The sequence below is a fragment of the Flintibacter faecis genome, assembly GCF_014287875.1.
GTDB classification, from domain to species: domain Bacteria; phylum Bacillota; class Clostridia; order Oscillospirales; family Oscillospiraceae; genus Lawsonibacter; species Lawsonibacter faecis_A.
In genome coordinates this window covers 129533-154882 of the sequence record NZ_JACOPN010000004.1, presented here as the reverse complement: position 1 = coordinate 154882, position 25350 = coordinate 129533, and the positions used below count along the sequence as shown (strand labels likewise).

Here is a 25350-nt window from a genome sequence, read left to right as displayed (position 1 = left end):
TGCTTTTATTTTTCTCAACGGTAAAACATACGTTGAAAAAGCTGAAAAAATTCCGTATAATGATAAGGACACCGCCGGGGCGGCCCGGTAGGGGAGAACGAATGAGAAAAAAGATAAGGACGCTGGAACAACCATGTATCAGATCGACATTATGACCTTGTTCCCCGACGTGGTAGGGGATATGCTGTGTGAATCGGTGCTGGGCCGGGGACAGGAGCGGGGCTATATCCGCATCGAGTGCCACCAGATCCGGGACTACACCAAGAACAAGCAGCGGCAGGTGGACAACTATCCCTATGGCGGAGGGCGTGGGGCCGTGATGCAGGCCGATCCCCTTTACAACTGCTGGCAGCACATTTGCGACCAGGCGGGGGAACGGGTCCACACCATCTATATGTCCCCGGCGGGCAAAACCTTCACCCAGGCCGATGCCCGGCGGCTGAAGGCGGACTACTCCCGCCTGATCCTGGTCTGCGGCCACTACGAGGGCATCGACCAGCGCTTCATCGACGAGTGCGTGGACGAGGAGATCTCCATCGGTGACTTTGTGATGACCGGGGGAGAGATCCCCGCCATGGCGGTGGCCGATGCGGTGTGCCGTCTGGTGCCCGGGGTGCTGTCCGACCCCTCCTGCTATGAAAACGAGAGCCACTGGAGCGGCACGCTGGAGGCCCCCCAGTATTCCCGCCCGGAGGTCTGGCACGACCGGGCCGTGCCCCCCATCCTCCTCTCGGGCAACCACGCCAAGGTGGACCTGTGGCGGCGGAAGCAATCCCTGCTGCGCACCCGCCAGCGCCGCCCGGACCTGTATGAAAAGCTGGCCTTCACGGAAAAATCGGACAAAAAGCTGCTCTCCGAGCTCCATGAGGAGTACCCGGAGCTGTTTTAAGGGAGCCGTTCTCTTTACAAACGGAATAAAACATGCTATAGTATCTCACAAGACATAGTTTAAAAAACCATATTCGGAGATGATACGAATGGGATTTAAGATCGTTGTGGACAGCTGCTGCGATTTGACCGGCCAGATGCTGAAGGACCCACGCTTCATAAAGGTGCCGCTGACCATCCGCTCCAACGGGAGCAGCTTTATTGACAACGAGACCTTTGACCAGGCCGATCTGCTGTGGGCCATGAAGCAGAGCGAGGAGGCCCCCTCCACTGCCTGTCCCTCCCCCCAGAGCTATCTGGATGCCTATCAGGGCCCGGAGGAGGAGGACGTGTATGTGGTCACCCTGTCCGCCCTGCTCAGCGGCTCCCACAACAGCGCCGAACAGGCCCGGATGCTGATGGAGGAGGATCACCCCAACAAGAACGTCTATGTGTTCAACTCCTGCTCCGCCTCCTCCGGCGAGGTGCTGGTGGCCCTGAAGGTCCGGGAGCTGGCCGAGAGCGGCGCACCCTTCAAGCATGTGGTGCGGGAGGTGGAGCAGTTCATCTATCAGATGCAGACCATGTTCGTGCTGGAGACACTGGAGAACCTGCGGAAAAACGGCCGTCTGACCCGCCTGCAGTCGGTGATCACCGGAGCGCTGAAGATCAAGCTGCTCATGGGCGCTACGCCGGAGGGGGAGATCTGCAAGCTGGGACAGACGCTGTCCATGAAGCAGGCCCTGTCCAAAATGGTGGACCACATGGCAAACGACCCGGCCCACGCCGGGCGTACCCTGGCGATCTGCCACTGCAACTGTCTGGACCGGGCCTTCCAGGTGAAGGCCATGGCCGAGCAGCGCTGCAAATTCGCCCACATCCTCATTCTGGAGGCCGGCGGCATCACCAGCGTCTATGCCAACGACGGCGGCATTGTGACCGCCTATTGACAAACTGCCCCGATGGGGTTACAAATAGAGGGCGGCCAGCTTTTTTGCGGCTGACCCTCTATTTTTATGCACCGGGAGGAAAACACCATGGCAATGACCAGACAGCAGGCGTGGGACCTGCTGACCGAGTATAATCACGAGCCCTTTCATCTCCGCCACGCCGTGACGGTGGAGCATGTGATGGGCTGGTACGCCCAGGAGCTGGGCTATGGAGACGAGAAGGCGTTCTGGTCCGTGGTGGGCCTGCTCCACGACCTGGACTTTGAGCAGTGGCCCCAGGAGCACTGCGTCAAGTCTCAGGAGTTGATGCGTCAGGCCGGAGTGGACGAGGCCATCATCCACGCCACCGCCAGCCACGGCTGGGGCCTGTGCGTGGACATCAAGCCTGAACACGAGATGGAAAAGGTCCTGTTTGCCGCTGATGAACTCACCGGTCTCATCGGGGCGGCGGCCCTGATGCGTCCGTCCAAAAGCGTGGCCGACATGGAGCTGAAATCCCTGAAAAAGAAGTATAAGGACAAAAAGTTCGCCGCCGGCTGCTCCCGCGACATCATTGCAAACGGCGCCCAGCTGCTGGGCTGGGAGCTGGACACCCTGCTGGAGCGCACCCTGAAGGCCATGCAGGCGGAGGAGGGGGCCATCGAGGCCGCTTTGACCGAGGGGGAGCACTGAAAAACCTGTTATCGTTGCCGGAAACAGACAAAAAGCCGGACTGAATGGCACGCTTCGGTCATTCAGTCCGGCTTTTCCGTTTGATGGCGTTATGGGGTCGTTATGATATAGAACTGCTCTGTCCGGCGCAGGTCCATCAGTCCTCTCTGAAGTATTCTGCCAACAGAATTATGACTCCGCCCGCTGAGATACAGGCGCTGAGCAGAAAAGGCACAATGATCCACGTTTTGAATAATGCTGTTCCATATCTGCCCCATGCAGTATACCAGCTAGTCAGGGAATCCGCATAAACGCCCGCACCGATCAATATGACGGCGAGTGCAATGAGGCCGATGGCCAGCAGACACTTTCCAAAATAGATCCGCAGATATCTGCGCTTTTCTTTTGCGGGGCCTGTCTGGATACCGGTCGGATTTTGTCCCGTCAGTGGTTCCTCGATCTCATCCAGCAAAAGATAGTCGGTGGATACCTGAAATAATCTGCTGAGTTGAACGATCTTCTCTGTGTCCGGTACTGCTTCGCCCGTCTCCCAGCGAGAAACGGCCTGACGGGATATGTTCAATCTCGTCGCCAGAGCTTCCTGCGACAGCCCGGCCTTTTTCCGGCAAAACGATATTTTGGTTCCGATCATCCTGCGTGACCTCCTTTCGACACCGTCTATTTTACACGGAATCGGCGGGAAATGCCACCATGTCAACTTTGAATTTCCGCAATTCCAAGTTGCACACGTGATTTTTCGTGGAATATACCCCGGAAAGAAAAATTTCCCTTGACATCTGCGGCCCAACTGTGGTATCATCCCCACAACAAAGGGGAGTAGTCGGCGCACGGTTTTGTGCGCGGCCGAGTCAACAAGCATGGCGGACCGTATGCGTCCGACCTGGCTTTGCCTGAAATGACCAGACCTGCGTTCCTGTCACCGGGAACGCAGGTCTTTTTTCGTTCAAATCGGGCATACTCACCACAAAGACAAGAAAGAGGGATATCTATGGAATTCTTATGGCAGGGCGTTCTGTCCATCACCCCACAGCAGTTGGTGATGTACGTTGTGGGCGGGCTGCTGATCTGGCTGGCCATTGAAAAGGGCTTTGAGCCTGCACTGCTGCTGCCCATGGGCTTTGGAGCCATTCTGGTGAATCTGCCCCTGTCCGGGGTCATCGACCAGGCGGGGGCCGGGGGAGAGGTCACCCACGGCATCGTCCAATGGCTGTTTCAGGTGGGGATCGAGGCCAGCGAGGCCATGCCCATCCTGCTGTTCATCGGCATCGGTGCCATGATCGATTTCGGGCCCCTGCTGGCTGACCCCCGGCTGTTTCTGTGCGGAGCGGCGGCCCAGGCGGGCATCTTCCTCACGGTGCTGCTGGCCACGGTCCTGGGCTTTGACATGAAGGACGCCGCCTCCATCGGCATCATCGGTGCGGCGGACGGCCCCACGTCTATCCTGGTGTCCCAGGTGCTGGGCTCCAGCTATGTGGGGGCCATCGCCGTGGCGGCCTATTCCTACATGGCTATGGTGCCCATCATCCAGCCCGCCGCCATCAAGCTGGTCACCACCCAGAATGAGCGGGCCATGGCTATGCCCTATGCCCCTGGCCGGGTCTCCCGCCGCCTGCGCATCCTGTTCCCCATCCTGGTCACGGTGGTATCCGGTCTGGTGGCCCCTGCGTCGGTGGCGCTGGTTGGCTTTTTGATGCTGGGCAATCTCATCCGGGAGAGCGGTGTGCTGCCCACCCTGACCCGCACGGCTCAGAACGAGCTGGCCAATCTCATCACCCTGCTGCTGGGCGTGACCATCTCCTTCTCCATGCGGGCCGACCAGTTCGTGCGGGTGGAGACCCTGATGATCCTGTGTCTGGGCCTGGTGGCCTTTGTGCTGGACACGGTGGTGGGCGTGCTGTTCGTCAAGGCGCTGAACCTGTTCATGCCCCGGCGGAAGATCAACCCCATGATCGGGGCGGCGGGCATCTCCGCCTTCCCCATGTCCGCCCGGGTCATCGAAAAACTGGGCCAGGAGGCCGATCCCCGGAACCACCTGCTGATGCAGGCCACCGGTGCCAACGTGTCCGGGCAGATCGCCTCGGTGGTGGCCGGCGGCGTGATCCTGCAATACTGCGCCGCCCATATGATCGGCGGCTGAGACGAGAGGAGTGCGTGTTCAATGACAGAGAATTTAAACATGGCCCTGGAGCTGATGGGCCAGGGTATGGCCGGTATCTTCGCCGTTCTGGGCATCATCGCCCTGCTGGTAGTCTCCGTGCAGCAACTGGACAGGAAGGATAAGTAAGGGAATTCCCTTTACACCCATCACAGCCAATCGGCCACCACGTCCGCCAGGGCGGTGGGGCTGACCCGGTGCTCCACCAGCAGGGAGAGCAGCTCGTCCACCCGCTGGGCGCTGACGGTGATGCCGGGGACGCTGGCATCCTCGCCGCCGTCCTCCCACACCCGCACCCCGTAGTCCTCACAGAAGAAGGGTTCCGCCGCCACCTCACGGATGAGCAGTCCATAGTGAAACCGGCGCTCCCGCCCCTGGGCATCCCGCCATTTCCGGGACGCTATATTGACCTGTGTCATAGTCCTCCACCTCCTGAGTGTATGCCTTTATTATAGGGGACTCCGGGGGAGAACGGAAGAAGTTCCCATCGCAGAAAAATACAAAAACTCCCTCGGTTCGCCCTGAAAGCAGGGGAAGCCGAGGGAGTTTTGCTGTGGTTGGAGGGGCTGTGTCGAAAAATTCTCAGATGCCCCGGTTCAGCGTCTTGCGCAGGCGGATCTTGCCCTCCAGAGCCTGGTCGATGAGGGAGAGGAACTTTTCCCGGTCCTGGGGCAGGCTGCCCTTCAAGGGCAGATAGTTGGAGGCGTGGTTGCTGGTGAAGTGCAGCGGGTCCACGTCCAGATGCTGGATGAGCAGGCGGCACTCCTCCAGAATGTGGTCGGGGCCATAGACCTTGAAGCGGCCCGCCAGCACGTCGTCCCCCAGGGGGGTGCCCTTGGCGGGGGCAAAGGTCATGGCGGACAGGTGCCGGGGCTTCATTTCGTTGATGATCTGGGCGGTGGACAGGATGTGCTCCCGCCAGTCGCCGCCCTCCCCGGTGATGCCCAGGATGATGGTCACCCACAGGTCGATGCCCGCCTCCACCAGGCGCTGACCGGCCTGGAGCATCTGCTGGGCGTTGACCCCCTTGTGGATGAACTTCAGCACCGCATCGCTGCCGCTCTCCACCCCCAGATAGGCCCGGGACAGACCGGCATCGTGGAGGGCCTTCAGTTCCTCCGGCGTTTTGGACAGGGTGCTGCGGGGCCCGGCATACAGCGTGACCTTCTCCAGGGCGGGGAAGGTGTCATACAGCTTGCGGAGGATGCGCAGCAGGTCCTCCGTCTTGATGATGATGGCGTCGCCGTCCATCAGGAACACCCGCTGCAGACCGGGGCCGTAATAGGCCCGGGCCATGTCGATGTCCTCTAAGATCTCCTGGGTGGGGCGGATGCGGAACTTTTTCTCCTTGTACATGCCGCAGAAGGTACACTGGTTGTTGGAGCAGCCGATGGTGCATTGCAGCAGATAGCTCTTCCATTCGCCCGGCGGGCGGTACAGCAGGTCGCTGTCATAGCGCATAGTGGTTCATCCTTTCCTGAAAGTCTGGGGCGGGGTCACACCTGAACGGGTGCGCCCTCCCGGAACACCTTGCGGATATTTTTCTCCGCCTTGCTCCGGGGCAGCATCACCTCGTGGCCGCAGCCCTGGCAGCGCATTTTAAAATCCATCCCCACCCGCAGCACCAGCCATTCCTGACTGCCGCAGGGGTGGGCTTTTTTCATTTTCAGTACGTCGTTCACATGGATATCCATGGGGGCCTCCTTACACATACGGATATGCTTGCTTGATTTTATTATGGCCGGTTTTTGGGAAATTGTCAACGCTGTCCGCCGCGCCTTGACGAGAGGGAATGATTTCGTTATAATTATGACAGAATAAATACCTGGAGGGGTGAGCGCCATGATGATCCGTTCCGCCACAGCGCTGCGCAACGAGTATGACAAGATGGTAAAGCTGTCCAAGGAGAAGCAGGAGCCGATCTTTCTGACCCGAAACGGGGAGGGCGAGATGGTCTTTGTCCCCCTGGAGCTGTGGGAGAAGCGAGAGGCGGAACTGGATCTGCTGGCGGAGCTGCTCCGCCGGGAGCAGAACCGTCTGGCCGGAGCGAGGACCTATTCCATGGAGGAGATGGCCGGGGAAGTGGAGGAACTGCTGGGTGAAGATCAAGTGGCTGAGTGAGGCCCGGAACGAGCTGCGGGAGCTGGTCCGGTATTACCACGTCCAGGTGGGGCGGCCCTATGCGAAAAAATTTGCCGACCGGGTGCTGGGGGAGGTCGCCAGGCTGGCCGACTTCCCGGAGATGGGCGTGCTGAAATATGACACGCTGATGGGGAAGTATGGCTTTCGGGCGCTGTTTATCGGCAACTATGTCTGCGTCTATAAGATCGCGGGCGACACCGTTTACATCTTCCACATCGCCGACGCCCGAGGAAATTACATCTATCATATTTTCGGGCTGGAATAAGGCAGGTCGATACAAGTGATACAAGAAGAGGGCCGCCCGATTGGGCGACCCTCTTGAACTGTCTTGAGATAGGACCGCTCTTTAGCCCTTAACGATGGCGGCGGTGTCCATAGCGATCATCAGTTCCTCGTTGGTGGGGATGACCAGGACGCGGACCTTGGCATCGTCGGCAGAGACATCCATCTCCTTGCCCCGGACCTTATCCTTCTCGGGGTCGATCTTGATGCCCAGGAACTCCAGACCGGCGCAGGCGCTCTCACGGGTCTCGGGGCCGTTCTCGCCCACGCCGGCGGTGAAGATCACCGCATCCACGCCGCCCATGGCGGCAGCATAGGCGCCGATGTACTTCTTCACGGAATAGTCAAACACCCGCAGGGCCAGCTCGGCCCGCTGATTGCCCTCAGCCTCGGCGTTCTCCAGGTCACGGAAGTCGGAGGAGATGGCGGAGATGCCCTCCACGCCGGACTTCTTGTTCAGCACGTTGAGCATCTCGTCGATGTTCATGCCGTGCTTGTTCATCAGATACTGGAGAATACCGGCATCCAGGTCGCCGGCGCGGGTGCCCATGGGCAGACCGGCCAGGGGGGTGAAGCCCATGGAGGTGTCCACGCTCTTGCCGCCGTCGATGGCGGTGATGGAGGAACCGTTGCCCAGGTGGCAGGAGATCAGCTTCAGCTCCTCGATGGGCTTGCCCAGCATGGCGGCGGCCCGCTGGGAGACATATTTGTGGCTGGTGCCGTGGAAGCCATAGCGGCGGACCTTGTCCTGCTCGTAATACTCATAGGGCAGGGCATAGGTATAGGCCACGGGGGGCATGGTCTGGTGGAAGGCGGTGTCGAACACGGCCACCATGGGGGTACCAGGCATCAGCTGCTGGCAGGCGCGGATGCCGATGATGTTGGCGGGGTTGTGCAGGGGGGCCAGGGGGTTGCACTCCTCAATGGTGGCCATGACCTCGTCGGTGATGCGCACGGACTTGGCAAACTTCTCGCCGCCGTGGACCACCCGGTGACCCACCGCGTCGATCTCCTTCATGGAGGCGATGACGCCGTTCTCCTTATCCACCAGGGCGTTCAGCACGGTCTGGATGGCCTCGGAATGGGTGGGCATAGCCACGTCGGCGGCCTTGACAGCCGTTTTGCCAGTGGGCTTATAAGTAAACTTGCCGTCGATGCCGATGCGCTCACACAGGCCCTTGGCCAGGATCTCCTGGGTATCGGGGTTGAGCAGCTGATACTTCAGGGAAGAGCTGCCGGCGTTGATGACCAGTACGTTCATAGAAGTCGATCTCCTTCATAACAGAAATTTTATTGTTTTCGTTGCCTTGTGCCGGAAATGGCGGTACAATAAAAAAGCCATTTTATTGTACCTCTTTTTTTCGTAAAATACAATCGCTATCTTGCTTAAAAGATGAAGAAAATTAACTATCGTAACTTCTAGGAGGAGCGCCCTTGAATATCGCCGGGATCACAGCGGAATATAACCCCTTTCACACCGGACACGCCTATCAGGTATCCGCCCTGCGGGAGCAGCTCGGACGGGACACGGCGGTGGCTGCGGTGATGAGCGGCAACTGGGTCCAGCAGGGACGGCCCGCCGTGACGGACAAGTGGACCCGGGCCCGGATGGCCCTGAACGGCGGGGTGGACCTGGTCCTGGAGCTGCCCACGGTGTGGGCGGCCTCCTCGGCGGAGTCCTTTGCCCGGGGGGCGGTGGCGCTGATGTGCTGCAGCGGGGTGGTGGACACCCTGTGCTTTGGCAGCGAGGCGGGGGAACTGTCCTCCCTTCAAGCGGCGGCGGACTGCCTGGACAGCCCGGACTATCCGGCGCAGCTGCGGCGGGCGTTAGAAGGGGGCGCTTCTTTTGCCGCCGCCCGTCAGACTGCGGTAGAGCACCTGATCGGTCCGGTGGGGACCGCTCTGGCCAGCCCCAACAACAATTTGGGGGTGGAGTATCTCCGTTCCCTGCGGGCGCTGGGCAGCGCCATCCGCCCCGTCACCGTCCGCCGGGAGGGGGCGGCTCACAACACATGGGACGAAACAGGGGAGGGCTTCCGCTCCGCCACTCAGCTGCGGCAGCACCTGGCACGGGGGGAGTGGGAGGCCGTCCGGCCCTATGTCCCCGCCGGGAATCTGCCCCTTTTACAGTCCGCCCCCCTGACCGATCCCGAGCTGGGGGAGCGGGCGATGCTGGCCTGTCTGCGGAAGATGAGGGCGGAGGACTGGGCCAAGCTGCCCGATGCCGGAGCCAGGGAGGGCCTGCCCCAGCGATTAGAGCGGGCGGGGCAGCGGTGTCATAGCCTGGACGATTTCTTTGCCCAGGCCAAGACCCGGCGCTATGCCATGGCCCGGCTGCGGCGGATGGCCCTGTGGGCTTTCTTGGGCCTGACGGCGGCGGATATCTCAGATGAGCCGCCCTATCTCCGGGTGCTGGGCTTCAATGCACGGGGCCGGGAGGTATTAAGAGAGATGAAGCAGAAAGCCCGGCTGCCCATTTTGACCAAGCCCGCCCACGCCCGGGCTCTGGACGGGCCGGGGCGGCAGCTGTTTGAGCTGGAGGCCCGGTGTACCGACCTATACGGCCTGTTTCTGCCCCAGCTGCCCCCACCGAGACAGGAGTGGACCCGGGGGCCGGTGATCGACATAGACTAGGCAGGAGGAGCGTTTTGTGAACGACATATTTTGCAAAGGGAAGGAGCGGACCGGCTCCCGCTCCCGGACCTTTTGGCGGTGGGCGGGGGCGCTGTGCATCCCGGCGGCCCTGAGCGTGCTGTTCCAGCTGCTGCACAGCAAGCGGGCCGTGATGAATTTCTGGGTGTTCCATGTGATGGGCCCGGGGGAGCGGCTGCTGGGGCGGCTGTGGTCCCGGGTACCGGTTTCCGTGATGGAGTGGCTGATCGCCCTGTTTCTGGCGGGGAACCTGGTGTGGCTGGTCCGGGCTGTGGCGGGTCTCGTTCACCGCCGGGGGCTGGGACGGTCCTTCCGGCGGCTGCTGGCCCTGGGGGCGGCCTGGCTGTGGCTGTGGTGCGCCTTTTGCTGGATGTGGCGGGCGGCCTATTATGCCGACACCTTCGCCCAGCGCAGCGGTCTTTCCGACCGGGCCTGCTCGGTGGAGGAGCTGGCCGCCGTGACCCGTTACTTCGCCCAAAATGCCGCCCGGCTGGCCGGTCAGGTCCCCCGGGACGGGGCGGGACACTTCGCCGCAGACCGGGAGACTGTGTTCCAGACCGGCCCGGAGGTCTATGAAAACCTGACAAGGGAATTTCCTTGCCTTGCTATGGATCCCGTAAGGGCCAAGCCCATTTTCTTCTCCCGGCTCCAGAGCCGCCTGGGCTTTACCGGGATGTACTTTCCCTTCACCGGGGAGGCCAACGTAAACGTGGACGCCCCGGCCTGCCTTGTTCCGGCGACGATCGCCCACGAGATGGCCCACCAGCGCATGGTCGCCTCCGAGCTGGAGGCCAATTTTGTGGGCATCGCCGCCTGCGTCACCGGGGAGGACGTGACCTATCAGTATTCCGGTTATCTTATGGGCCTGATCCAGCTGTGCAATGCCCTGTACGATGTGGCCCCCCAGACCTGGCAGGCCATCGCCCGGAGCACGTTCACGGCGGAGCTGTCCCAGGACTGGCAGGACAACAACCAATATTGGGCGGCCATGCGCTCCCCGGTGGAGGACCGGGCGGAGCAGGTGTACGATTCCTTTTTAAAGGGCAACGGCCAGAGCCTGGGCATCCGGTCCTATGGGGCCTGCGTGGACCTGCTGGTCACCTATTTCGGCCCGGCGGCGGGGGTGGGCTGACCGCCCCCTTGCAAAATGGCATGATTTGTGGGAAAATAGGCAAAGATAAATCATCCGGCACTGGCCGGATACAGGAGTTTCATCTATGAGTGAATTATCAGAAAAGTCCATTCAGATCCTTGAACTGCCCCAGGTATTGACCATGCTGTCGGGCTGCGCCGTGACGGAGGAGGGCAAGGAAAAATCCCTTACACTCCGCCCTATGACGGATATTGACGACATCCAGCGGGCCCAGGGCGAGACGTCCGCCGCCGTGAAGATGCTCATACTGCGGGGCAGCCCCGGTTTCTCCGGGGTCAAGCCCGTGGCCGCATCCCTCCAGCGGGCGGACGTGGGGGGCAGTCTGTCCACCCGGGAGCTCACCGACGTGGCCGCCGTGCTGCGGGCGGCCCGCACCGCCGGGGACTATGGCGCCAGCCAGGAGAAGAGCCCCATCTCCCACCTGTTCCAGGCCCTCACCCCCAACCGCTTTTTGGAGGAGCGCATCACCAACTCCATCCTGGGGGAGGACGAGATCGCCGACTCCGCCAGCCCGGAGCTGGCCTCCATCCGCCGACACATGCGGGCCGCCGAGGCGAAGGTCCGGGATATCCTGCAGCGGCTCATCTCCTCCAACCAATCCAAGTATCTGCAGGAGTCCATCATCACCATCCGGTCTGACCGCTATGTGGTGCCCGTGAAGTCCGAGCACAAGAACGCCATCCCCGGCCTGGTCCACGACGTGTCCTCCTCCGGCTCCACCTTCTTTATTGAGCCCATGGGCGTGGTGAAGGCCAACAACGAGCTGCGGGAGCTGGCCGCCAAGGAGAAGAAGGAGATCGAGCGCATCCTGGCCGAGCTGTCCGCCGACTGCGCCGCTCACAAGGAGGACATTCTGGAGGACTATCAGCTCATCGTCTGGCTGGATACCATCTTCGCCCGGGCACAGCTGTCCTTAAAGCTGGAGTGCAGCGAGCCCAAACTGTCTGACAAGTTCCTGCGCCTGCGCCGGGCCCGGCACCCCCTCATCGACAAGAAGAAGGCCGTGCCCAACGACCTGGAGCTGGGGGAGCGGTTCGACACCCTGGTCATCACCGGCCCCAACACCGGCGGCAAGACGGTGACCCTGAAGACCATCGGCCTCATCACCCTGATGGCCCAGTGCGGCCTGCACATCCCCGCCGGGTCCGACTCCACGGTGCGGGTGTTCCGCCGGGTGCTGGCCGACATCGGCGACGAGCAGTCCATCGCCCAGTCCCTGTCTACCTTCTCCTCCCACATGGTCAACATCGTGGGCATTTTAAAGGAGGCGGACGACGAGAGCCTGATCCTCTTCGACGAGCTGGGGGCGGGCACCGACCCGGTGGAGGGCGCAGCCCTGGCCGCCGCCGTCATCGAATCGGTGCGGGGCATGGGGGCCCAGGTGTGCGCCACCACTCACTACGCCGAATTAAAGGTATACGCCATGACCACCCCCGGGGTGGAGAATGCCTCCTGCGAGTTCAACGTGGACACTCTGGCCCCCACCTATCGCCTGGTGCTGGGCATCCCGGGCAAGTCCAACGCCTTTGCCATCTCCCGCCGTCTGGGGCTGCCCGAGTATATCATCGACAAGGCCGCCGCCCGGCTGGATGCGGAGAACGTGCGCTTTGAGGATGTGCTCACCCGCCTGGACCAGCAGCGCCAGGAGATGGAGAAGGAACGGGCGGAGGCCCGCCGCCTGAAGCTGGAGATGGAGCAGTCCGCCGCCAAGGCCCGGGAGTATCGGAAGAAGCTGGAGGAGGAGCGCTCCAAAGTGGTGGAGAAGGCCCAGGCCGAGGCCCGGGGCATCATCGAGGAGGCCCGGGCGGCCAGCGACCTGGCCCTGTCCCAGCTGAAGGAGATGCAGAAGCGCCAGGACCGCCTGGATTGGCAGCAGGTGAACGACAGCCGGGCGGAGGCCCGCCGGATGCTCAACGAGGCGGAGCGGAACCTGGGCGGCTCCGCTCCCCAGACCGAGGCCCCGCCGCCCACCCGTCCCGCCGTGGCGGGGGACACGGTGGAGCTGGTGTCCATGGGCACCAAGGCCACGGTGCTGTCGGTGAACAAGGATGGCTCCCTGCAGCTGCAGGCGGGTATTCTGAAGATATCCGCCAAGCAGGAGGAGGTCCGGGTGGTGGAGGGGGAGACCCACACCCAGCGGGAGGCCCGAAAGATCGTGGCCCGGGCCCAGCACACCCTGCGCACTGCCGCCGTCCCCAGCCAGATCGACCTGCGGGGCATGATGACCGACGAGGCCATCTCCGTGCTGGAGCGCTTTTTGGATACGGCCATGATGGGCAAGCTGGAGACGGTGACCATCATCCACGGCAAGGGCACCGGCGCAGTACGCAAGGCCGTGCGCACCTATCTCAAGCGCAGCCGCTATATCAAGGCCTTTCGACCCGGCCGCTACGGCGAGGGGGAGGACGGCGTGACCGTGGCGGAGCTGCGATAATGCGGGCCGTCCGTCTCCCACACACAGAAATTTTGTTTGGGATTTGTTAATTTTTTTAGAAAACGGGATTGATTTTTTGTTGGTTTGCGCAAAATGACAGATTTTGCTTCCCGTTTCTGGTGAAAACCATGCGATATTTGTGAAAATTGTCATTGACGGCAACGGTCTAAATCTGGTATGCTAAAGCTACACAAACTAAAACGACGAGGCGGAGGTACAGCTTATGTATAGTCAGGAAGCAGTCGTGAATAATCAGGTCGGTCTGCACGCCAGACCCGCTACCTATTTCATTCAGAAGGCCAACGAGTTCAAAAGCTCCATCTGGGTAGAGAAGGAGGAGCGGAAGGTCAACGCCAAGAGCCTGCTGGGTGTGTTGTCCCTGGGTATCGTGAAGGGCACCCCCATTAAGCTGATCGCGGACGGCCCCGACGAGAAGGAAGCGGTCGAGGCTCTGTATAAGATGATCTCTTCCGATTTCTCTGAGTAAGCCAACTGTCAAGCAAAAAGGCGCCGCGCTGCGGCGCCTTTTTTGACGTGTCCGGAAAATAAATGCCCGCAGGAGAGGGGAGGGGCGGTCATGACCTTTGACGAACTGAAAGAAAAAGCACACAGTCTGCCCCTGAAGCCGGGCGTATATATCATGCAGGATGCCAAGAACACCGTCATCTATGTGGGCAAAGCCAAGGCGCTGAAAAATCGGGTCTCCCAATATTTTCAGGACTCCGCCGCCCATACCGAGAAGACCCGGGCCATGGTCAGCCAGATCGACCACTTCGACGTGATCATCGCCGACAGCGAGTTCGAGGCTCTGGTGCTGGAGTGCGCCCTCATCAAGCGGCACCAGCCCCGGTATAACATCCTGCTCAAGGACGACAAGGGCTATCCCTATATCCGCCTGTCCAACGAGGCCTATCCCCGGTTCTCCCTGGCAAGCAAGGTGGCGGAGGATGGGGCCCGGTACTTCGGCCCCTATGCCAGCCGGAAGAACACCCAGGCCATCATCGATGCCCTGTGTACTGCCCTGCGCCTGCCCTCCTGCCGAAAGAAGTTCCCCCGGGACATCGGCAAGGAGCGGCCCTGCCTGAACTTCCACATGAACAAATGCGATGGCTATTGCCGGGGGGACGAGCTGAAGTCCGCCCACGACCAGGCCATCGCCCAGGCCGTCTCCCTGCTGGAGGGGCGGTTTAAAGAGGTCCAGGCCGACCTGACGGCGGAGATGGAGCAGGCGGCGGAGGAGCTGCGCTTTGAACACGCGGCGGAGCTGCGGGACCGGCTGCGGGCCATTGAGCTGCTGAGCAAGCGGCAGAAGGTGGTGGCCGGCTCCCTGGCCGACACCGACGTCACCGGCTATTACCGGGGCACGGCCAAGAGCTGCTTTGTGGTGCTGCACTATATGGAGGGGGAGTTGGCGGCCAAGGACTTCGAGCTGTTCGAGACCCCCATGGAGGAGGACCCCGCCGCCGCCCTGTCCGCCCTGATCCGGGCCTATTACGTGGGCCGGGACCGGCTGCCCAAGCAGATATTGCTGCCCTGGGAGCTGCCCGACCAGGTGCCCCTGACCCGGATGCTGTCAGAACAGATCGGACGGCGGGTGGAACTGGTCAGCCCCCAGCGGGGGGCCAAGACCGACCTCATCCGCCTGGCCAACGAGAACGCCAGGGAGGAGGTGGCCCGGGCCACCACCCGGGAGGAGCGGCAGAACAAGCTGTTGGAGGTGCTGGGCAAGATGCTCAGCCTGACCCAGCCCCCCCGGCGGATGGAGTCCTATGACATCTCCAACACCGGTGCCAGTGACATCGTGGCCTCCATGGTGGTCTATGTGGACGGGCGGCCCAAAAAGAGCGACTACCGCCGCTTCAAGCTGAAAAACATGACCGGGCCGGATGACTACGCCTCCATGGAGCAGGTGCTCACCCGCCGGTTCCGCCGGTATCTGGACGGGGACGAGAAGTTCTCGGACAAGCCCGACCTGCTGCTCATCGACGGCGGACAGGAACATGTGAAGGTGGCCGCCCGGGTGCTGGAGACCCTGAACCTGTCCATTCCCGCCTTCGGCATGGTGAAGGACGACCGGCACCGCACCCGCGCCCTGGTCCACCCGGACGGGCGGGAGATCGGCATCCAGGCTATCCCGGCGGTGTTCGCCCTGGTGGGGCAGATCCAGGAGGAGACCCACCGCTTTGCCATCGAGTATCACCGCCAGCTGCAGGCGGGCCACATGCGCGCCTCCGCCCTGGACGATATCCCGGGGGTGGGGGAGAAGCGCCGTTCCCAGCTGCTGCGGCAGTTTAAAAGCATCAAGGCCATCCGGGCCGCATCCCTGGAGGACCTCCAGAAGGCGCTGCCCAAAAATGCGGCTCAAGCTGTGTATCAGCACTTTCACACGAAATAATCAGAGAAGCGAGGAGAGCGTATGCGCATTATTTCCGGCTCTGCCCGGGGCAGACGGTTAAAAGAACTCCAGGGCATGGATACCCGCCCCACCACCGACAAGGTGAAGGAGGCCCTGTTCAATATCATCCAGTTTGAGATCGAAGGCCGCCGGGTGCTGGACCTGTTCGGCGGCACGGGCCAGCTGGGACTGGAGGCCCTGTCCCGTGGGGCAGAACACTGCACCTTTACCGAGCAGCGGCGGGAGGCCGCCGCCCTCATCCGGGAGAATATCAAAGCCTGCGGTTTTCAGGATCGGACCCATGTGGTCCAGGGGGATGCCATCTCGTTCCTGTCCGGCTGCCGGGAAAAATTCGACCTGATCTTCCTGGACCCGCCCTATCAGAGCGACCTGCTGGACCGGGCATTGGAGGCCATTGCAAGGTTTGACATTCTTCGGGAACATGGTATAATAGTATGCGAATCTGCGGCGGAACGGACCATCCCTCAGCTGGAAGCCCCCTATGAGCGGGGCCGGGAGTATCGGTACGGCAAGATCAAGCTGACGCTGTTCCACCGGGCGGGGAGAGAACGCCAATGAGTATTGCCATCTATCCGGGCAGCTTTGACCCGGTGACTCTGGGCCACCTGAACATCATCAAGCGGGCCAGCGCCTGCTTTGACAAGCTGATCGTCTGCGTGATGGTCAACTCCAAAAAGCACGGCATGTTCACCCCGGAGGAGCGGGTGGAGCTGCTGCGCCGGTCCACGGCCCGGTTTCAGAATGTAGAAGTAGACTTCTCCAACGAGCTGCTGGCCGCCTATGCCAAGCGTCGGCGGGCGCATGTGGTGGTAAAGGGCCTGCGGGCGGTGTCTGACTTTGAGCAGGAGGTGCAGATGGCGGTGATCAACCGCAAGCTGAACCCCCGCCTGGAGACCATGTTTCTGGCCTCCAGCGAGAAGTACACCTATCTCAGCTCTACCATCGTCAAGGAGATGGCCCGCTATGGAGCTGACCTGGCGGACTTTGTCCCCCGGGAGATCGTGGACGCAGTGAACCAGCGGATGCGGGAATTGGAAGGAACCGAAGGAAAGGAAGGATAACCATGGCAAGCGGTGTGGAAGAACTGCTGGACATGTTATTTGAAATGATCGACGAGGCGAAAAACGCCCCGCTGTCCAGCGATAAATGTGTGATCGAGCGTGACCGGGCACTGGACCTGATCGACGACATTCGCAGCCAGTTCCCCATGGAACTGGGCGAGGCCAGAAAGGTCATGGCCAGCCGGGCCGAGACGCTGGCGGCGGCCAAGCGGGAGGCGGATACCATCCGCAAGGCGGCGGAGGACAAGGCCCGCCAGCTGCTGGAGGAGAACACCATCTCCCTCCAGGCCCGTCAGCGGGCCAACGAGCTGATGCAGCAGGTGGAGGAACGCAGCCGGGAGCTGAAGCGCTCTGCCAACGAATACTGCGAGGATGCCCTGCGCCGCACGGAAGAGGCGGTGGCCGAGGCCTATGACGAGATCAAGAAGTCCCGGGCTCGCTTCCGCGCCCTGTCCGGCGTGGGCGGAGCCGCCCCTGCCGCCGGTGCCGCCGGCGGACGGCCCATGTACGATGCGGCGGCGGACGAGGACTGATCCAAACCCATAGCGCATATCAAAGCGGCCCCGGAGCGTGTTTTGCTCCGGGGCCGCTTTTGCTGTCTCACGGCGCGCTTACCAGGGGAGCCAGCTGCCGCTGTCCTGCTCGGCCAGCACATCCAGAGTGCCGTCCAACAGCTCCGCCGCTTCTCCTCGGGTGAGGGGGGCAGATAGGGCCTGGGGATCGGTATCCACGGATGGAATCACTCCGCAGGCAGCCAGATTGGCGGCGGACTGGGCCGCCCAGTGCTCCGGTGCATCGGTGGAGAAGGTCTCCACCGGGGCATCAGCCACATCCAGCAGGCGGTCTAAGATCACGGTGGCCTCCGCCATAGTGACAGCTGCCCCCGCCTGGAACACCGGTGCGCCGGAGGCATCCCGCTCGCCCTGAATCGCGCCCGCCTTCAATGCGGCGGATACGGAGCCCTTGGCCCAGGTGGGGATGGCCTGATCGTCGGCAAAGCCGGTGAGGGAGACCTGATCCAGGGGTTCCATTCCCACGGCAGCCATGGCCATGGTGAGGAACTGGGCCCGGCTCACCGTGGCATCGGGCTGGAAGAAGTAGCGGCTGTCCACCTGCTGGCCCACATAGACGCCGGTCTCCGCCAGCCGCAGGGCCGCCTTATGGGCCGGGTCTCCGTCCATGTCGGCGTAACGCACTTTGGTCCCGGCCTTTTCGATGCGCAGGGTGACGGTGGCAGGTGCAGAGGCGTTGCCCGCCTGGTCCAGGGCCACATAGGTGAAGGAGTCCCGGCCCGTCTTGTTCTCATAGGGGGTGTAGACAAACCGGCCGGAGCCGTCCTCGGCCAAGGTCACGCCGCCCCGGGCGGGGGAGTCGGAGATCTGAAAGGTGAGAGGGTCGCCTTCCGGGTCCGCCGCGTCGAAATAGCCGGTGATGGCCACATTTTTATAGGTGGACAGGTCCATATTCCGGGCCTCCGGGGCCCGGTTGGCCTGGGTCAGCAGATACAGAGTGACGGTGACCGGGTCCTGGCCGGCAGAGCCGGAGCCGGAGAAAATAGGGGAGAAGGTGAAGCTGACCGTGGTCTCGGTGGGGGCCTGGGCCGACTGGAACCGCAGCCCGCCCAGGGCGCTGCGTTCCACGGTGGCACCTTCCTCCAAAGGCTGCCCGCCCATGGTCAGCACACCGGAGCCCGGGTCGGGCAGGCTGAGAATGGTGATGCTGTCCAACACGGCTTGGCTGCCGGACTGGACCACAAAGTCCTCCGGCTCAAAGACGATGACGCTGCCGATGAGGCCGTTTTTGGAGAAATCCTTCAGCTTCGGCCCGTCGGACTTTTTGTTCCAGAAGAAACCGGAAACGGGGACACTGAGGGGCCACAGCAGGGCCAGCACCAGCAGCAGTGCCAACGCCCGGCCCGAGAAAAAGCCTGGGAAAAGGGGACGTTTCATGGAAGGGGACCTCCTTAAAATGAGATGTCCTTAGTTTGGAGGCACACAGCTTGGATTATGCGGCCGGTTTTCGCGTTTCTTCGGACAAGATAGCGTTCTGAGAAATGGCGGAGGGCAAAGCGAGAGGGCGTGCCGTCTGCAATGACAGACGGCACGCCCTTGGCGGTTGAACGAAGTTGTCCGAGACACCGGGGCAACGCCCGGAACTCTTTGTGTTTGAACGGGGCGCTTACTTCACGAAGAAGGGGCGCTGATAACCCTCGCCGTGGGGCTCGTTCTCGATCATGATCAGGATGGCGTCCTTGGCGGCCTTGACCATGATGTCCTGCTCTTCGGGGGCCTCGCGGACGCACTGGGCGCTGGTGGTCGTGTGGAACCACAGGCCTTCGTTCGCAGCCAGGTGAGAGCCGTCCCATGCGCTCACCAGAGTGGTGGGGTCCAGACCCAGCTTCTCACGGATGTCATCCTGAGAGTAGAACACCCACTTCTCCTCGGGCAGATCGTTCTCCCACCGGCAGTCAGCGGGATCGCCGGTCTTGCCGCCCTCATAGACCTCGATGGTGTAGGCGTGGATGTTGAAGGTACCGTAAGCGTAGTCGATCATCTCAGCGCTGGTGGGATAATCGTCGTAGGAGTGCAGCTGATAGAAGCCGCGGCCGGTGACCTCTTCCATTTTGGAGCGCATCTGCTCCGCAACGCCTTCCATAAAGCCCAGCTCGGCATCCCCGGGGTCGTTGGGGTCGTAGGCCTTGTAGCACCAGGGATAGAACACGGCCTGCATACCGGTGTGCAGGTTGACGCTGGCATTGATGCTCTTCTGAGCCAGGAAGTTCTGCATCGCACGGACCTCGGGCTCGGTGGCGGCATCAGAGCCGGCAACGTGCCAGGAGACGGCACCCACTTTGGGCTGGGTAGCGCCCTCGGCGTAGGTCTCCGCATCGAAGCGGTTCCACTGATAGTTGAAGGTGCGGTTCATGTCGATGCCGCTGCCGCGGGGATCGTCGCCGAGAATGTGGTTGCCGTCCCAGTCGGGGCTCTCCATACCGAAGCGGTTGAGCTCGGGCTTGGTCCAGTCGGTGCTGAGCTTCTCAGTGGGGATCTTGTCCGCAGTCCCGGAATAGATGTCGGCGATGAAGCCGTCACCGTCGATATCGGCATAGGGATCGCTGAAGGGAACGCCGTCCTCGTTGCGGTCCATGGGACGCAGGTTAGAGCGGTTGGGGTACACAAAGGACTGCTCATAGCCGTCGGGGTTGATGGCGGGGACCACATAGATGATGTACTGATCCAGCATAGCCTTCATGTAATCTGTGTCGCGGTTGAGGATCATCCACCAGGCGGTGTACATGGCGCTGATAGCGGCCTCGGGCTCCTCGCCGTGGATGGGACCGAACACGCCGATGCCGATCTTCTGATCCTCGGGGATGGACTTGTTGGTGATCTCAAGGCACCACATGCTTCTCTCCTGCCAGGTGGAGCCGATGGCATAGAACTCTGTGATGTCGGGAGCCTGCTCATGCAGGGCGGCGTAGACATCTTCCAGCTCTGCATAATGGAAGCGCTTGTTAAAGTCGACCTGCAGGGCTTCCGGGATATTCTCGGGCTCGCCCGGAGCTTCGATATCCTTCAAAGTGGTTGCAGAGACCTTCTGTGCAGTGGATTTGTCGCCACCCTGGTCGGCGTTTCCGCACGCCGCCAGAGACAGAGCCATAGCAGCGGCAAGGAGCAGACTGGTCAATCGTTTCATTTTCATGGTGGTAGGTTCCTTTCTGTAAACTGATTTTACGGTTACATTGAGATAGGAATCTGTGCCGTTTGAACCTGCGATCCTTCTTTTTCTTGGATCGTGTTTCAGCAGGTGCAGTGCAAGAAAGCTGTGGCCCGTCACGCTCCGGCGAACCGATCGTCAGGGGGGACGCCCGGTGGGAACGGAGGGGAGGAGTGTGAGAACTCCTCCGGCGGGCAAACAGTGCAGGCACCGGCCGAAAAGCTCCCCTCTGCTCTCCGGTGCGACACCCTCAAGAACAACAAAAGCAAACATGCGTATCTTGCTTTATTAAAAAAGCAAAAACTACTATTGTGTGGAATGATCCTATTATTTCACATAAATATTCAGTCACTCTGAATTACCAAATGCTGCTTGCTGTTGAACTTGTATCGTCATTTTAACATTTTAATATGGGGAAATCAACCGTATTTTTGAGCATTTTAATCAAAGTTTTTCATCATTTTTATCAAAAACATTTATACCGCCCATAAAACAGACGCGGTATGCTGATAGGTAGCTACATAAGTTTGTACGCTACTTTAATAGTTCACTAGTGCAACATTTACATAGACGCTTTGTGTACATGAGGCCATGAAGCAAGCTGGATGTGGATACCAAGGCCATGACGGCGGAGGGGGACACCGCATATTGAGGACACATTGATTCGTGACAGGGCACATACGTCCGATTGGTCCATTTATGATCAAGCTGCCAGGCGTGGTTGAACCGAGTTTTCGTCAACAACGGCAGTGCCGGTTTATACATAGCCTGGAACTTATCCTGCAAAACAGTTCATGCAGACACCGCAAGCGCTGCGGCCGAAACGATTAACGATTAAATACGAGGGGTGCTGCACTGATTGCAGAGTATGGACGGCATCGGTGACCTGTGATATACTATAGCAAAAGGAGGACCGTATGGCCCTCAAAAAGAGATTATATCAGGTCAACAAAATAAAAATTTTGTTGACCTAAGTGGAGGCTAAAACGCGAAATGGACTATCGAACCGAGGCTCCACCCCTGATCCGGGACTTTCTGGTCTATCACGAGACCATCCAGGGCCATTCCCGGCAAACGGTGGATGAATACTATTTAGACCTGCGCAGTTTTGCGCGTTACTTAAAACAGGCGCGTGATCCGTCCCTGCGGTCTGTACCCATGGACCACATCCCGCTGGACGACGTGTCCCTGGAGCTGTTTCAGTCGGTCACGCTGACGGATGTCTATTCCTACATGAACTTTCTCACCCGGGACAAAGGGCTGAACGCCGCGTCCCGGGCTCGGAAAGTTGCCACCATCCGTTCCTTTTATAAATACCTCACCAACAAGGCCAAGCTGCTGACCAAAAACCCGGTCCAGGACCTGGACTCGCCCCGGCAGAAAAAAGCCCTGCCCAAATATCTCAGTCTGGACGAGAGCATCGATCTGCTGGAGTCCGTGGACGGCAAAAACGCCACCCGGGACTTTTGCATCCTCACCCTGTTTTTAAACTGCGGCCTGCGGATCTCTGAACTGGTGAATCTGAATGTAACGGATGTTCGAGACAACCAGCTTCGGGTGCTGGGCAAGGGCAATAAAGAGCGCATCCTGTTCCTGAACGACGCCTGCGTCAAGGCCATCCAGGACTGGATGATCGACCGGAACGCCCTGACCCTCATTGACCAGAACGCCCTGTTTGTCACCCTGCAGAACCGGCGGCGCATCTCGGTGGCGGCGGTCCACAAGCTGGTGAAGAAACACCTGGCAGACGCGGGGCTGGACAGCACCCAGTATTCCGCCCACAAGCTGCGCCACACGGCGGCCACTCTGATGCTGCAAAACGGCGTGGACGTGCGCACCCTGCAGGAGGTCCTGGGTCACGACCACCTGAACACCACCCAGATCTACACCCACGTGGATAACGACGATCTCCGGGCCGCCGCCCGGGCCAATCCCCTGGCAGGTGTTAAAAAACGCCGAAAAGTTTTGGACTCAGGGGAAACCAACGATAATAGAAAAGAGTGAAAATGATGTGGTTTCAAGTGATTTTGACCATGCTCACCCCCGTGGCCATGCTGGCGGTGGGCCTGCGCTGGCGGAAGCATCCGCCCCGTCGGGAAGGTAACGGGCTGGCCTACCGCACCGCCCTGTCGGAGCAAAACGAGGATACCTGGCGCTTTGCCCACGCCCACCTGTCCAAACTGTGGGTCCGGCTGGGCCTGGCCCTGGCGGTGGTGTCCGCCGGGGCGGCGTATTTTGGCCGGAGCCTGCTGGGGACGCTGTTTCTGTGGCTCATCGGGGGGCAGATGATCTTTCTGTGCCTGTCCGCCTTTCTGGTGGACGGCCTGCTGAAGGCCAACTTCAACGAGGACGGGAGCCCGGCGAAAAACTAGTGAGCCTCTCCCCTTCTCCATCGTGCTTCTATATGAAAACGGACTGCCGTTTTTATGCAGGGACTTCGTAAAACATATTCTAATCTGATAACAGAAAACCCAGGACTGCTAGCTGAATCAGCTGTGCAGTTCTGGGTTTTCTGCTGTTCGTAAGAGCAAGAATCATCCCGTGGCCAAAAATTTTCAATTCTTGAAAATTTCCTGCCGCTTGGGGACTGCTTCTTGTTGGGGCGTGCCCGCCCCAAACACTGCTAGGAACGAGTACGACAACTTGGAAGTTGTCACTCTGTCAGTCGATTCTCCTCGCCCCAGACACAGAGCTGATCCAGCACAGTCATCAGCGATTTCCCACGCTCCGAAAGCGCATATTCCACCTTCGGCGGGATCTGCGGATACTCGGTACGGACGATCAGTTTATCCGCTTCCAGTTCCTTGAGATTCGTGCTGAGGGTCTTGTCGGAAATGATTTTCAGATACCGTTTCAGTTCATTGAATCGCACCGTCTCAAACTCCATCAGGCAGTAGAGAATGACCATCTTGTGCTTGCCGGAGATCAGCGACAGCGTGTAGGCAAAGCCAGTATCCTCAAAATTGGCGGTCTCAATATAATTCTTTATCATTTCACTTTCTCCTAAGATAGTACCTATCATAATAGTCAGTACTTGAATTTCTGTTTTACTAGGTTATAATTATAAGCAGGATGAACAGTCCTGTCAATCTGATCACAAGGAGAAGTTATCATGAGAACAAAACTGAAAATCACCGAAGGCATTTTCCCCATGCCGGTTCTGATGGTTGCGACTTATAACGAGGACGGCAGCGTAAACGTCATGAACGCCGCATGGGGCACTATGCAGGAGCGGGACACCGTTGTTCTGAACCTCACCGAGACTCATAAGACCGTACAGAACATCAAGGCACGGGGAGCATTCACCGTCAGCATTGCCGATGCAGCCCACATAGTGGAAGCAGACTATTTCGGCGTAGAGTCCGGCAATAAAGTTGCCGATAAATTTGCCCGCAGCGGTCTGACCGCCGGCAAAGCCGAAACCGTAGATGCCCCTGTCATCAACGAGTTCCCGATTTGTCTGGAGTGCAAGTTCATCGAGTATCAGAACAATGAATACGGATGCGGTGTCATCGGCAAGGTGGTCAATGTCACTGCCGATGAGAGCGTTATGGTGGATGGAAAAATTGATATGTCTAAGGTCAACGCCATCGCATTTGACCCCTACACCCACGGCTATTATAAAGTCACCGAGCGTGTGGGCGAAGCATTCCGAGATGGCTTAAAGCTGAAAAAGTAAAGTATACAGAAAAGGAGCTTTCGCATAAGCGAAGGCTCCTTCTTAAAATATGTGGATTTCACAAATTCCGGTTTGTTAAACTAAAACGAGTATACCATATTCCACAAAGAAAGAACACCCCTATATAGGAGAACTTAGCCGTTTTACGAGGTGTATCTGCTCTTCTGATATACAAAAAGCCCCATGCCAACACCTTGACGGTGCGGACATGGGACTTGATGTTTCCTTTTTTATATCTACTTGATTTCATTTTATACGGCCTTCATGGCCCGGGGGTGGGCCTTGCGGTAGACATCCTTGATTTTCTGGTTCACCAGACGGGAGTATATCTGGGTGGACGAGATGTCCGCGTGGCCCAGCATCTCCTGGATAGAGCGCAGGTCCGCACCGTTCTCCAGCAGATGGGCGGCGAAGGAATGGCGCAGGGTGTGGGGCGTGATATCCTTTTCAATACCAGCCTTCTCCTGATAGTGCTTGATGAGCTTCCAAAAGCCCTGGCGGCTCATCCGCTCCCCGTTCATGTTCACAAACAGAGCGGTCTCGTTCAAATTCTCCACCAGCCGGGGACGCACGTGATGGACATAGTCATTCAGCACTTGGATGGCGGCGGGATATAGGGGGATGATCCGCTCCTTGTTCCGGCTGACGCATTTCAGCACCCCGCCAGGGAGGTTCAGGTCGTCCACGTCCAGGGAGATCAGCTCGCTGACCCGGATGCCGGTGGCATAGAGCAGCTCCAGCATAGCCCGGTCCCGGCAGCCCTTGGCATCGGTGGGCTCCGGCTGGGCCAGGAACAGCTCCACCTCCCGGCTGGTGAGGATCTGGGGCAGCTTGCGCTCTACCTTGGCGGGAGCCACAGATCTGGCCGGATTCCCCGACACCTCACCCTGCAGGAGCAAATAATGATAAAAGGATTTGATGGAGGCCAGAGAGCGGGTCACTGTGGCGGGGGACTTGCCCAAAACGGTGAGCCGGCGGATATAGCCCTCCACCTCCAACGGCGTGACCTGGGCCAGGGAGTGCTCCTGCTCCTCCATAGCGGAGGCAAACTGCCGCACATCCCGGAGATAGGAGCTGACCGTGTTGGCCGATGCCTGCTTCTCCGTTTTTAAATAGTCCTCATAGGCGTCGATCCAGTCGGACACCACCGTTCCCTCCCTCCATCGTTGT

General features: G+C 60.0%; 27 protein-coding genes. 18 read left to right on the top strand and 9 right to left on the bottom strand.

Annotation, left to right across the window (positions count from 1 at the left end):
• Positions 1-133 precede the first annotated feature (133 nt).
• The 3 genes from trmD (at position 134) to H8S55_RS07435 (ending at position 2489) form a co-directional block, all read left to right on the top strand.
• The gene (gene trmD / locus H8S55_RS07445) at positions 134-889 is read left to right on the top strand and encodes a tRNA (guanosine(37)-N1)-methyltransferase TrmD (RefSeq protein WP_186878446.1); all 756 of its coding nucleotides are present in this window, start codon (positions 134-136) and stop codon (positions 887-889) included.
• Between the two features lie 88 nt (positions 890-977).
• The gene (locus H8S55_RS07440) at positions 978-1817 is read left to right on the top strand and encodes a DegV family protein (RefSeq protein ID WP_186878445.1); all 840 of its coding nucleotides are present in this window, start codon (positions 978-980) and stop codon (positions 1815-1817) included.
• A gap of 87 nt (positions 1818-1904) precedes the next feature.
• Entirely contained in the window at positions 1905-2489 is a 585-nt protein-coding gene (locus H8S55_RS07435; protein WP_186878444.1) for a hydrolase, read from the top strand.
• A gap of 136 nt (positions 2490-2625) precedes the next feature.
• Here H8S55_RS07435 and H8S55_RS07430 read toward each other — a convergent pair whose 3' ends face one another.
• Positions 2626-3120: a helix-turn-helix domain-containing protein gene (locus H8S55_RS07430; RefSeq protein WP_186878443.1), complete on the bottom strand. Its 495-nt coding sequence runs from the start codon at positions 3118-3120 to the stop codon at positions 2626-2628.
• Between the two features lie 357 nt (positions 3121-3477).
• Here H8S55_RS07430 and H8S55_RS07425 point away from each other — a divergent pair, with 357 nt between their 5' ends.
• Positions 3478-4626 (top strand): sodium ion-translocating decarboxylase subunit beta, encoded by a 1149-nt coding sequence (locus tag H8S55_RS07425; RefSeq protein WP_186878442.1) that lies wholly within the window; start codon positions 3478-3480, stop codon positions 4624-4626.
• Between the two features lie 21 nt (positions 4627-4647).
• A complete protein-coding gene (locus H8S55_RS14345; RefSeq protein WP_279287409.1) occupies positions 4648-4773 on the top strand; it encodes an OadG-related small transporter subunit in 126 nt (41 codons plus the stop codon).
• 20 nt (positions 4774-4793) lie between these two features.
• Here the strand turns inward: H8S55_RS14345 and H8S55_RS07420 are convergent, their stop codons facing one another.
• The 3 genes from H8S55_RS07420 to H8S55_RS07410 all read right to left on the bottom strand — a co-directional run bounded on the left by H8S55_RS07420 (position 4794) and on the right by H8S55_RS07410 (position 6338).
• Positions 4794-5063 (bottom strand): DUF6514 family protein, encoded by a 270-nt coding sequence (locus H8S55_RS07420; RefSeq protein WP_186878441.1) that lies wholly within the window; start codon positions 5061-5063, stop codon positions 4794-4796.
• A 163-nt stretch (positions 5064-5226) separates the two neighbouring features.
• Entirely contained in the window at positions 5227-6105 is an 879-nt protein-coding gene (locus tag H8S55_RS07415; protein WP_186878440.1) for a B12-binding domain-containing radical SAM protein, read from the bottom strand.
• Positions 6106-6140: 35 nt separating this feature from the next.
• Positions 6141-6338: a DUF951 domain-containing protein gene (locus tag H8S55_RS07410; protein ID WP_147562304.1), complete on the bottom strand. Its 198-nt coding sequence runs from the start codon at positions 6336-6338 to the stop codon at positions 6141-6143.
• Between the two features lie 148 nt (positions 6339-6486).
• Between H8S55_RS07410 and H8S55_RS07405 the strand changes: the two genes are divergently transcribed.
• Together H8S55_RS07405 and H8S55_RS07400 are read left to right on the top strand one after the other, a co-directional pair.
• A complete protein-coding gene (locus tag H8S55_RS07405) occupies positions 6487-6765 on the top strand; it encodes a type II toxin-antitoxin system Phd/YefM family antitoxin (RefSeq protein WP_147562305.1) in 279 nt (92 codons plus the stop codon).
• On the top strand, positions 6743-7051 hold the full coding sequence (locus H8S55_RS07400) for a type II toxin-antitoxin system RelE/ParE family toxin (RefSeq protein ID WP_186878439.1): 309 nt from the start codon (positions 6743-6745) through the stop codon (positions 7049-7051). The genes H8S55_RS07405 and H8S55_RS07400 overlap by 23 nt, the downstream gene beginning before the upstream one ends.
• An 81-nt stretch (positions 7052-7132) precedes the next feature.
• Here H8S55_RS07400 and H8S55_RS07395 read toward each other — a convergent pair whose 3' ends face one another.
• Positions 7133-8329 carry an acetate/propionate family kinase gene (locus H8S55_RS07395; protein WP_186878438.1) on the bottom strand — a complete coding sequence of 399 codons (1197 nt, stop codon included), beginning with the start codon at positions 8327-8329 and terminating at the stop codon, positions 7133-7135.
• A gap of 173 nt (positions 8330-8502) precedes the next feature.
• On the opposite strand from H8S55_RS07395, the gene H8S55_RS07390 reads away from it, so the two are divergent.
• The 8 genes from H8S55_RS07390 to H8S55_RS07355 all read left to right on the top strand — a co-directional run bounded on the left by H8S55_RS07390 (position 8503) and on the right by H8S55_RS07355 (position 17317).
• A complete protein-coding gene (locus H8S55_RS07390; RefSeq protein WP_186878437.1) occupies positions 8503-9702 on the top strand; it encodes a tRNA(Met) cytidine acetate ligase in 1200 nt (399 codons plus the stop codon).
• A 16-nt stretch (positions 9703-9718) separates the two neighbouring features.
• Positions 9719-10852, top strand: coding sequence for a DUF3810 domain-containing protein (locus tag H8S55_RS07385; protein ID WP_186878436.1), 1134 nt, complete (start codon positions 9719-9721; stop codon positions 10850-10852).
• An 85-nt stretch (positions 10853-10937) separates the two neighbouring features.
• Positions 10938-13307 (top strand): endonuclease MutS2, encoded by a 2370-nt coding sequence (locus tag H8S55_RS07380; RefSeq protein WP_186878435.1) that lies wholly within the window; start codon positions 10938-10940, stop codon positions 13305-13307.
• A 223-nt stretch (positions 13308-13530) separates the two neighbouring features.
• Positions 13531-13794: an HPr family phosphocarrier protein gene (locus H8S55_RS07375; protein ID WP_147562311.1), complete on the top strand. Its 264-nt coding sequence runs from the start codon at positions 13531-13533 to the stop codon at positions 13792-13794.
• 90 nt (positions 13795-13884) lie between these two features.
• Positions 13885-15702 (top strand): excinuclease ABC subunit UvrC, encoded by a 1818-nt coding sequence (uvrC, locus tag H8S55_RS07370; RefSeq protein WP_186878434.1) that lies wholly within the window; start codon positions 13885-13887, stop codon positions 15700-15702.
• Positions 15703-15723: 21 nt separating this feature from the next.
• Positions 15724-16281 carry a 16S rRNA (guanine(966)-N(2))-methyltransferase RsmD gene (rsmD, locus tag H8S55_RS07365; protein ID WP_186878433.1) on the top strand — a complete coding sequence of 186 codons (558 nt, stop codon included), beginning with the start codon at positions 15724-15726 and terminating at the stop codon, positions 16279-16281.
• Complete coding sequence (gene coaD / locus H8S55_RS07360; RefSeq protein ID WP_147562314.1) at positions 16278-16784, top strand: pantetheine-phosphate adenylyltransferase; 507 nt, start codon at positions 16278-16280, stop codon at positions 16782-16784. Before rsmD ends, coaD begins: the two co-directional genes overlap by 4 nt.
• Before the next feature lie 2 nt (positions 16785-16786).
• Positions 16787-17317: a hypothetical protein gene (locus H8S55_RS07355; protein WP_147562315.1), complete on the top strand. Its 531-nt coding sequence runs from the start codon at positions 16787-16789 to the stop codon at positions 17315-17317.
• Between the two features lie 78 nt (positions 17318-17395).
• Here the strand turns inward: H8S55_RS07355 and H8S55_RS07350 are convergent, their stop codons facing one another.
• Together H8S55_RS07350 and H8S55_RS07345 are read right to left on the bottom strand one after the other, a co-directional pair.
• On the bottom strand, positions 17396-18733 hold the full coding sequence (locus tag H8S55_RS07350; RefSeq protein ID WP_186878432.1) for an Ig-like domain-containing protein: 1338 nt from the start codon (positions 18731-18733) through the stop codon (positions 17396-17398).
• A 229-nt stretch (positions 18734-18962) separates the two neighbouring features.
• Entirely contained in the window at positions 18963-20486 is a 1524-nt protein-coding gene (locus H8S55_RS07345) for a M14 family zinc carboxypeptidase (protein ID WP_186878431.1), read from the bottom strand.
• 1008 nt (positions 20487-21494) lie between these two features.
• Here H8S55_RS07345 and H8S55_RS07340 point away from each other — a divergent pair.
• A complete protein-coding gene (locus H8S55_RS07340; RefSeq protein ID WP_186878430.1) occupies positions 21495-22505 on the top strand; it encodes a tyrosine recombinase XerC in 1011 nt (336 codons plus the stop codon).
• 2 nt (positions 22506-22507) lie between these two features.
• Positions 22508-22873: an SdpI family protein gene (locus H8S55_RS07335; RefSeq protein ID WP_186878429.1), complete on the top strand. Its 366-nt coding sequence runs from the start codon at positions 22508-22510 to the stop codon at positions 22871-22873.
• Positions 22874-23154: 281 nt separating this feature from the next.
• Here H8S55_RS07335 and H8S55_RS07330 read toward each other — a convergent pair whose 3' ends face one another.
• Positions 23155-23493: a winged helix-turn-helix transcriptional regulator gene (locus H8S55_RS07330; protein ID WP_186878428.1), complete on the bottom strand. Its 339-nt coding sequence runs from the start codon at positions 23491-23493 to the stop codon at positions 23155-23157.
• 120 nt (positions 23494-23613) lie between these two features.
• On the opposite strand from H8S55_RS07330, the gene H8S55_RS07325 reads away from it, so the two are divergent.
• Entirely contained in the window at positions 23614-24180 is a 567-nt protein-coding gene (locus H8S55_RS07325; protein ID WP_186878427.1) for a flavin reductase family protein, read from the top strand.
• A 251-nt stretch (positions 24181-24431) separates the two neighbouring features.
• Here the strand turns inward: H8S55_RS07325 and xerD are convergent, their stop codons facing one another.
• Positions 24432-25325 carry a site-specific tyrosine recombinase XerD gene (xerD, locus tag H8S55_RS07320; RefSeq protein ID WP_186878426.1) on the bottom strand — a complete coding sequence of 298 codons (894 nt, stop codon included), beginning with the start codon at positions 25323-25325 and terminating at the stop codon, positions 24432-24434.
• Positions 25326-25350 lie beyond the last annotated feature (25 nt).